This is a genomic window from Sulfitobacter sp. G21635-S1 (assembly GCF_027213915.1).
Taxonomy (GTDB): Bacteria; Pseudomonadota; Alphaproteobacteria; order Rhodobacterales; family Rhodobacteraceae; genus Sulfitobacter.
In genome coordinates this window covers 108,743-116,293 of record NZ_JAPWGV010000018.1, presented here as the reverse complement: position 1 = coordinate 116,293, position 7,551 = coordinate 108,743, and the positions used below count along the sequence as shown (strand labels likewise).

Annotated in this window: 5 protein-coding genes; 3 read left to right on the top strand and 2 right to left on the bottom strand. The window is 61.3% G+C overall.

Features of this window, described 5'->3' with window-relative positions:
* From O4H53_RS17300 to O4H53_RS17290, 3 genes are all read left to right on the top strand, one after another.
* The coding region (locus tag O4H53_RS17300; RefSeq protein WP_269365773.1) for a sialidase family protein at positions 1 to 2,451 on the top strand (2,451 nt) is incomplete at its 5' end.
* Between the two features lie 12 nt (positions 2,452 to 2,463).
* On the top strand, positions 2,464 to 3,360 hold the full coding sequence (locus tag O4H53_RS17295) for a hypothetical protein (RefSeq protein ID WP_269365771.1): 897 nt from the start codon (positions 2,464 to 2,466) through the stop codon (positions 3,358 to 3,360).
* A 276-nt stretch (positions 3,361 to 3,636) separates the two neighbouring features.
* Complete coding sequence (locus O4H53_RS17290) at positions 3,637 to 4,296, top strand: hypothetical protein (RefSeq protein WP_269365769.1); 660 nt, start codon at positions 3,637 to 3,639, stop codon at positions 4,294 to 4,296.
* Between the two features lie 344 nt (positions 4,297 to 4,640).
* Here O4H53_RS17290 and O4H53_RS17285 read toward each other — a convergent pair whose 3' ends face one another.
* The gene (locus O4H53_RS17285; RefSeq protein ID WP_269365767.1) at positions 4,641 to 5,819 is read right to left on the bottom strand and encodes an ABC transporter permease; all 1,179 of its coding nucleotides are present in this window, start codon (positions 5,817 to 5,819) and stop codon (positions 4,641 to 4,643) included.
* Positions 5,820 to 5,823: 4 nt separating this feature from the next.
* Positions 5,824 to 7,509 carry an ABC transporter permease gene (locus O4H53_RS17280; protein WP_269365766.1) on the bottom strand — a complete coding sequence of 562 codons (1,686 nt, stop codon included), beginning with the start codon at positions 7,507 to 7,509 and terminating at the stop codon, positions 5,824 to 5,826.
* Positions 7,510 to 7,551: the final 42 nt, after the last annotated feature.

Sequence of the window (7,551 nt, the reverse complement as noted above, 5' to 3'; positions counted from 1 at the left end):
GCGGGCACCCACCTTCAGGCGACCGCGACCGGCTATGACGGGGCGAGTGTGCCCAACGCCGGTGTCTACCGCTGGGTTGCCGCCTGGACACGCTGGTTGCGGGTCAGCGACACGGGCCTCTCGGGCAAAGCTGACGCCGCCGCAACCGCCACCGCGCTGGCCACCAAGGCTGACGACGCAGCCACCACGGCGGCGCTGGCAGCCAAGGCGGATGACGCAGCCACCACAGCGGCATTGGCCACCAAGGCACCGCAGAGTGAGGTCGACGAACTGACGTCCAAGGTCAACGCGCTGGATGCCGCCATCGTGCTGCAGGACGTTTGGGATGCCACGGTCGGCAGCTTCCCCGGCGCCGGTTCGGCCCAGAGAGGCAACCTCTGGATCGTCTCGGTCGCCGGGACCGTCGATGGGGTCGAGTTCGGGATCGGAGACCGCATCGTGGCTATCGCTGATGACGCCAGCACAACCACCTTCGCAGGGAACTGGTTCAAGGAGGACTACACGCCCCAGGTGCTGAGGGTGAACGAAAAGACCGGGGATGTGGTCTTGACCAAAGACGACGTCGAACTTGGCCTGGCCGACAACACGCCGGATGACCTCAAACCGGTAAGCGGACCGCAACAAACGGCGCTGGATGCGGTCAAGGACGGTGCCGTGGCCGTCCCTCGCCAGGCGCTCTATTTCGGCGATGAGGCCGATGTGGAAGATGGCGAGGAGGTAGAGGTAACCGAAGACGGCCAACTGATCCGGCTGGGCCCAACCTCGCAGGTCGCGCGGGTCGGAGCTGATCTTGAGGACGCAAAAGGCGGCACCGGTCGCTGGACGCTTACTTTTGATCCCAGCGTGGCGGTATACGATGAGGTCCGCACAGATGCGCATGGCAACATTCTTTCCGGCAGCGCGCCCTTGTTTGATCCCGCCACCCGCTGGACCCTGACCTTTGATGCGGCCCTGATTGACAAAGACGTGGTTGAGGTCGACCCCACGGGAAAGGTGCTCAGCGCGACGGCGGCGCTCGGCCTCGACGCGCAGCCCCAGGACGAAGCTGTCCCGGCGCTATCCGACACGATGCAGGCCTACGGGGCCATCGGGCTGGCGGATGAGGCAACAGCCTGGCGGGCGGACCTCGACACCAACGGTGCGCCATTGGAAGACCCGGCGAACAGCCCGGAGCTGACCGTGATCACCGACGCGGCGACAATGGCCACCTACCTGCCCATGGTGAACCGGATGGTGCCGGTGATTACGCAGTGTCACCGCAGCGGGCGGGTCTGGCGCGCCTATTACGGCAACAACGGACCTCTGGGAACGGACCCGGAGGAAGCTGGCCATGATATGTTCATGCTGCTGGAATACACCGAGGATTTCGCGGACGGCGGCGTTGCTCCACCTGCGACGGATGGCGAGACCGATGATGTCACCTGGTTGCCAGCGGCCATCATTCACTATGCCACCAACGATGACGCTTTGGTGCAGGACGGGCAGTTTTTCTACACGCATCAAGGCTATTTGGTGTTCGCCATGGCGATCAAGACCACCGGCGATCTGCAGGTCAACCGCGCCTGGGTGATCCAGAACCCGGACACGGGCGAGGCGGCAGACCTCGATCTGGTGGTGGACAGCACGTTCGTGTTTGGGACCCAAACTTTCTTCGGTTACGGCTTTGCCTTTCAGCCTCACCAGTACGGCACCGAACATCGTTTTTTCATGTCGGGATTTCCGGAAGACTCGCTCCCGCGCGACGTAGACAAGATACCGCGTTACTGCCGCCTGCGTATCCACGAGACGCGGGTGCAGGGCGTGGTCACTGACGTGCGGGCGTATTCGCAGGTGATCAGCGAAGTTCAGGCGATGATCGACAGCGAGGAAGAAGATTTCCCCGAGCCGACTGCGGTGCCGGTTGGCGGCGACGAATTGATGATGGTGTTTCGGACCGACACCGGTGCGATGGAGCGCCGGTCATATGATGGCGGGCTGTCCTGGACCGACGAAGTGGATGCCTACATCGAGAGAGTGCTGGAAAGCACCCGGTCGAAAACCGTCCTGTGCCGCAGCCCGTCCGGGCGGCTGGTCTGGGCCTTCAACAACAATGGCGCACGCCTGCGGATGTCCGTCATGGTCAGCTACAAGGGCAGCGCCGGCCAAGACAGCCATTGGCTGCCTCCGGTGCTGTTGGAAGAGCGCGACCGGCCTCTCAGCTCCTATCCGTCCTTGGTGTTCCTGCGCGACCGGCTGGGCCGTTACACCGGCAAGTTCCTGGTCGCCTACGACCGGGGCCGGTCACGAACCTACATCGGCATGAGTGGCGACGAAGTCCCGGTCGGCACCCCCGGCAGCACCACCTGGAACGAACTGATTACCTGCCTTGTGGACGAGGAAGTCGCCGCCGCCGCGGTGACCGACACCGTCCTGCGATACACCACCAACCCCGGCGTCGCCGTACCAGCCTAAAGGACCAATTCAATGACCGTTAAGCGCATCATTCAACAGACCGTAAAGAACCCTCTTGTGACCGCCCCGGCGGGCGCACCGGCCCTGAACACCCCGGCAGAGCGCGGCCTGCTCGATCTGCTCTATCAGCCAGCATGGCGCACAAAGAACAAGAGCTGGTTCTCGGCCCGCGCGGCGCGCTTGGGCGGTGACGGCTTTGTCCAGGACGTGGTGGGCTGGCTGCCTGGCCTCGACGGCGAACCGCAGTACCTGCTGCGCCATCCCGACGACACGACGAACGCGCACCGTATGCGGCGCGGGGTCGGCGCTGACGGCATGGTCACGCTTGGCCAGGATGATCCCGTGGCATCGGCTGTTGCGATGGGAACGATGCTGTCCTCGGCCAACGCCCTGCTGCCGCCCGTCGCTGTCGATCAGTCGGCGCAGATGACGGTCGCTTTCTTGATGTGGCAACCGCCTGCATCCGGCGGTTTCATCATGTCGGCAGATGACCTGGCGTCTGGCACAGACCAGATGGCAATCGGGTTCACAGGCGGCACCGAGGCGGTATCGGCCTACAGCCGCCGCTCGCCTGCTGCACTGTCGCAGACAGTGGATGACGTGATCCCCGATGCCATTATGATGCTGGTGGTCGAGTTCACAGGGCTTGCGGCGGCGAGCATTTACATCAACGGGACCAAGCAGACCTTGTCCGGCACGCCCAACTGCGCCGCAGTGCTTGGGGGGCAACGGTTCCGCGTCGGCTCCCTGCGCACGGATGCCGGGGCCAGTTTCTCGACCCCGTCCGATGGCTACGTAGAAGAGGTCTGGGTCTTCCCTGGTGTGGATACTGAAGCTGATGGGTCGATCCATGAGGCGCTGCGGACCTACTGCCTCGAAAAACACCCCGGCATGACCATCGCCAGCTGACGCTCAAGAAGACGCGGCCTCCCCTGACCGGGAGGCCGCTGGGTGTCTCACCACCCAACGACACGGGGCCAAAGCTCTCACAGCTGACCCCGCCGACCAACGGATAGTCGGTTTAGCCACCTTTGAACCATATTGGCCCTTTGAAATCGCCATTTATGATGGAAGGATGTCCACGACAGAAGGGGCGGATCTCGACGGCGCTCTAATATGCAACCAAAAAGAATTTTCTCAGCATACGCCCTCAGCAGTTGGATCAATAAATTAATGAGGTCATAGATGAGGCAAGGTTACGAACAGATACTCCGCAATGCGGAACAAGAAGTTGAATATGTCGGGGATCTTTTAAAAGAGTTGGTTTCCGCCCAAGAAACAAAGAAGCTGTGGCGTGCTTGGTCCGGCATTCTTGACCACTATGTCAAAGCGGTTTCCGCTCTGCGGCGAGCGACTATCGACGGCAGTTCTAAGTGGTGGTCCGATAAGCTATTGGCAGAACAGAAAAGCGATCCTTTGCTCCAATTTGCATTCCAAGCAAGACATAACGCGAACCACGTTTTTGAGGGTAAGCGCGATGCACAACCTAGGAGAGTTTCCATAGGAGGCGTGTCATTTCGAGGTAATGGCAATCACGTTATGGAAGGCAACGTCTATGGGAACAAAGGCGGAAGATTTCGCCCACTTCCAAGCGGAAACATAGTAATTAAGGATGGGCAGTACATTGGAGGGACCATACCAAACCACAAAGTAGTCCAATATGAGCACTTCGTCATTTTGACGGCTGTTAAGACACAGGGCAGAGTCTATCCTGTTCCGAACCCGAAGACCGACAGGTCAAAGCAGGCGCTCGAAATTTCTGAACACGTCTACGACTGGCTCCAAAAGAAACTACGCGAGGCGCTCAAGATGGCCGAAGCTGAGAAAGGACCTGAGGGTGGCTGAAAGTAGGAATAGTAAGTCCTGAAATTTTGCTTTGCCACGGGACGTGAAGCTTGCGCACCTTGACCTCTGTATTGAGCCCGTCGTCACAATAGTGCTGACAATTAAACTTCGTTTTTCTGCCAACATTCTTTGCGCGCTACACCTCGGCACATAGATGTCGTCGGGGCGGTCACATCATCAAGGCCTGTCAGACGCGACCATTGGAAATGACGATTCCCTCATAGGTCTTGAACACGCCCGCATCGACTCGCGACCAGACCGCAACACACCTGTGCCTCGACAGTCTCAGGCGTCTCAATCAGCGGCGGCGGGCCTGCTTTGCCCTCCCCCGCGACCGGCGCCGGTCAGCTCGGAGACATGCCCCGCAGCCGCTCGGACCGGCGGCGCAGCAATTCCAGCGTCGTCAGCAGCATGACAGAGATCACAACCAGCAGTGTCGCGACCGCCAGAATGGTCGGGCTGATCTGTTCACGCAGCCCGATGAACATCTGCCAGGGCAGCGTCTTTTGACCCGCTGAGCCGACAAAGAGCACCACCACCACCTCATCGAACGATGTGATAAATGCAAACAGCCCGCCGGAGATCACGCCAGGCAGGATCAGCGGCATCTGCACCTTGAAGAAGGTCCGGATCGGCGAGGCCCCCATGTTGGCGGCGGCCCGCGTCAGCGAACGGTCAAAGCCCACCAGGGTCGCCGTCACGGTGATGATCACGAAGGGAATACCAAGCGCCGCATGGGCCAGTACCACACCGATGTAGGTGCCCTGCAGCCCGATGCGGCTGTAGAAGAAGTACATGCCCGCCGCCGAAATGATCAGCGGCACAATCATCGGAGAGATCAGGATCGCCATGATGGCCCGCCGGAACGGCACATGCGGCTGGCTCAGCCCGATGGCCGCCAGCGTGCCGAAGCCGACCGAAAGCAGCGTCGCGGCCGGTGCGATCATGACCGAGTTGCGCAGCGCGTTCTGCCAGTCGGAACTGTTGAAGAAGGCGCGGTAGTGCTTCAGCGAGTAGCCCGCCGGATCAAAGCGCAGCATCTCGGGCGTGAAGGTGAAAAAGTTCTCGGCATTGAAGCTCAGCGGCATGACGACGAGGATCGGCGTGATCAGGAACACCAGGATCGCCCCGCAGATCACCCGGAAGGCAAAGTGCCACAGCACCTGACCCGGTGTCAGATAGGGCGGCAATTTGCGCCGGTAGCGGCCTTCGTAGAGCCAGAAACTGAACCAGGCAAAGAACCAGCCAAACAGCGCACCAATGACCAGCGCCGGGATACCGCCCAGCAGGAAACCGATGACCGCCAGCAGCACGACACTGCCCCAGATCCCGGGTTTCTCGGCCTTGATGACCTGCGTCAACACGAAAGACAGCGCGCCCATGGCGATTGCGCCGATGATGATGCCCAGCAACCCACTGCCCTGTGCGGTGCCCACAAAGAGCCCGGCCAGGGCCCCCGCAGCAGCCACGACAGAGGCATAGAAGGACACCGGCGTGCGGCTGATCGGCGTGAGTGCAGTCATGGTCCTAGCCCCCCAGTTTCACGTTATCGATGCCGACGATCTTGTCGTAGGCCCAATAGAGCGCCAGCACGACTGCCAGCAGGATCGCCCCAAGTGCGGCAGCGAGGCCCCAGTTGAGCGAGCTGGAAATGTGATAGGCGATCCGGTTCGAGATAAACGTGCCTGTTGTACCGCCCACGATTTCGGGTGTGATGTAATACCCGATGGACAGGATGAAGACGAGGATCGAGCCCGCTCCGATGCCCGGCACCGACTGCGGGAAATAGACCCGCCAGAAGGCCGTCCAGTTGGTTGCGCCAAGGCTTTTGGCGGCGCGCAGAAAGGCGGGCGGAATCGTCGCCATCACCGAATAGAGCGGCAGGATCATGAAGGGCAGCAGGATATGCGTCATCGCGATGATCGTACCGGTCTGGTTGTTGATCAGCGCCAGACGGTTCGCATCGGACACGATCCCGAGCCAGACCAGCGTGTCGTTGATCACACCCTGTTGCTGCAACATCACCTTCCAGGCCGAGGTCCGCACCAGCAGCGAGGTCCAGAAGGGCAGCAGGACCAGGATCATCAGCAGGTTCGCGGTGCGCGCGGGCAGGTTCGCCAGCAGCCAGGCCACCGGATAGCCCAGCAGGATGCAACTGCCAGTGATCATCAGCGACATGAACAGCGTCCGCAGGAACAGCGTGCCATAGATACGCTGGTTTTCGGGGCGCAGTTCGGCGCCGTCCGGGCTCTTTTGCATATCGACCGCATTCAGGAAGTAGCCGTTGGTGAACGGGCCCGAATAGGTCTGGATTGTCTCCCAGATCGGGGTCTCGGCCCAATCCTTGTCGATCTCCGCAAAGGCGGCGGCGTAATCCACGGTTTCGAAACCTGCGGCGGCAGCCGCAGCCGCCTTGATCTGCGCGGCGGCGGGGCCGCCATATGCCGCGATCTGCGGCGCGGTGGGGCCGGTCAGGTCATCATAGAATGAGGAATAGATCAGCGCCCAGGGGTCTTCCTTGTACAGGTTGTCGCCATCCTCATATTGCACGAAGTCGGCAAAAATCTCGTATTTGGCAGCGGTCTGGGGGAACAGCTCTTCCATGCCGTCGCGCATTTCAAAGGCAGGCTGGTCATCGCCCGAGGCCTTGTCCCATGCCTGAATCTCGGCCAGCCATTCGTCGGAGCCGAGGAAGGCGTTCCAGTTCTCGCCCTTCTTCCAGAAATCGTCAAAATCCTCGAACTGGTCCTGATAGACCTCGCCCATGTCACCCACGCCGCGTCCGGATTTGCGGAACAGCGAGGATGCGCCGGTCAGTTCGTAATTGAGCCGCGAACCGAGACGGGTATGCAGCTTGCGCTCCTGCGCGATGAATATGTCTTCGTAGAGCGCCTTGTAGACCGGCGCGCCGGGGGCCTGCCCGGACCCGGCTTCCCAATCGGCCAGTGCTTCGGTCGTGCGCGGCAGGGTCTGTGCGACGATCTGGTTCTCGACCGAGCGGAACAGCATGTCCGCGATCGGGGCGATGAAGGTGACCAGGACAAAGATGAGCAGCGGGGCGATCAGGATCAAGGCGCGCAGCTTCTGACGCCGCAGGGCGCGGTTCAGGCTGCGTTTCAGCGACGTGCCGTCCGCGGCGCGAATCTTTCCGTCAGATTTTTTGCCCCCCTGTTCGGGAGAATCCTGGGGGATCGTCTCGGTCACATCGCTCATCGGGCTGTCCTTCGCGGGGAATTCGGGCAGGCCGGACCAGGG

Bases quoted from the DNA above. Each gene is read 5' to 3' on its own strand.
- O4H53_RS17285 (WP_269365767.1), bottom strand. From the start codon at position 5,819: ATGACTGCACTCACGCCGATCAGCCGCACGCCGGTGTCCTTCTATGCC.
- O4H53_RS17295 (WP_269365771.1), top strand. From the start codon at position 2,464: ATGACCGTTAAGCGCATCATTCAACAGACCGTAAAGAACCCTCTTGTG.
- O4H53_RS17290 (WP_269365769.1), top strand. From the start codon at position 3,637: ATGAGGCAAGGTTACGAACAGATACTCCGCAATGCGGAACAAGAAGTT.
- O4H53_RS17280 (WP_269365766.1), bottom strand. From the start codon at position 7,509: ATGAGCGATGTGACCGAGACGATCCCCCAGGATTCTCCCGAACAGGGG.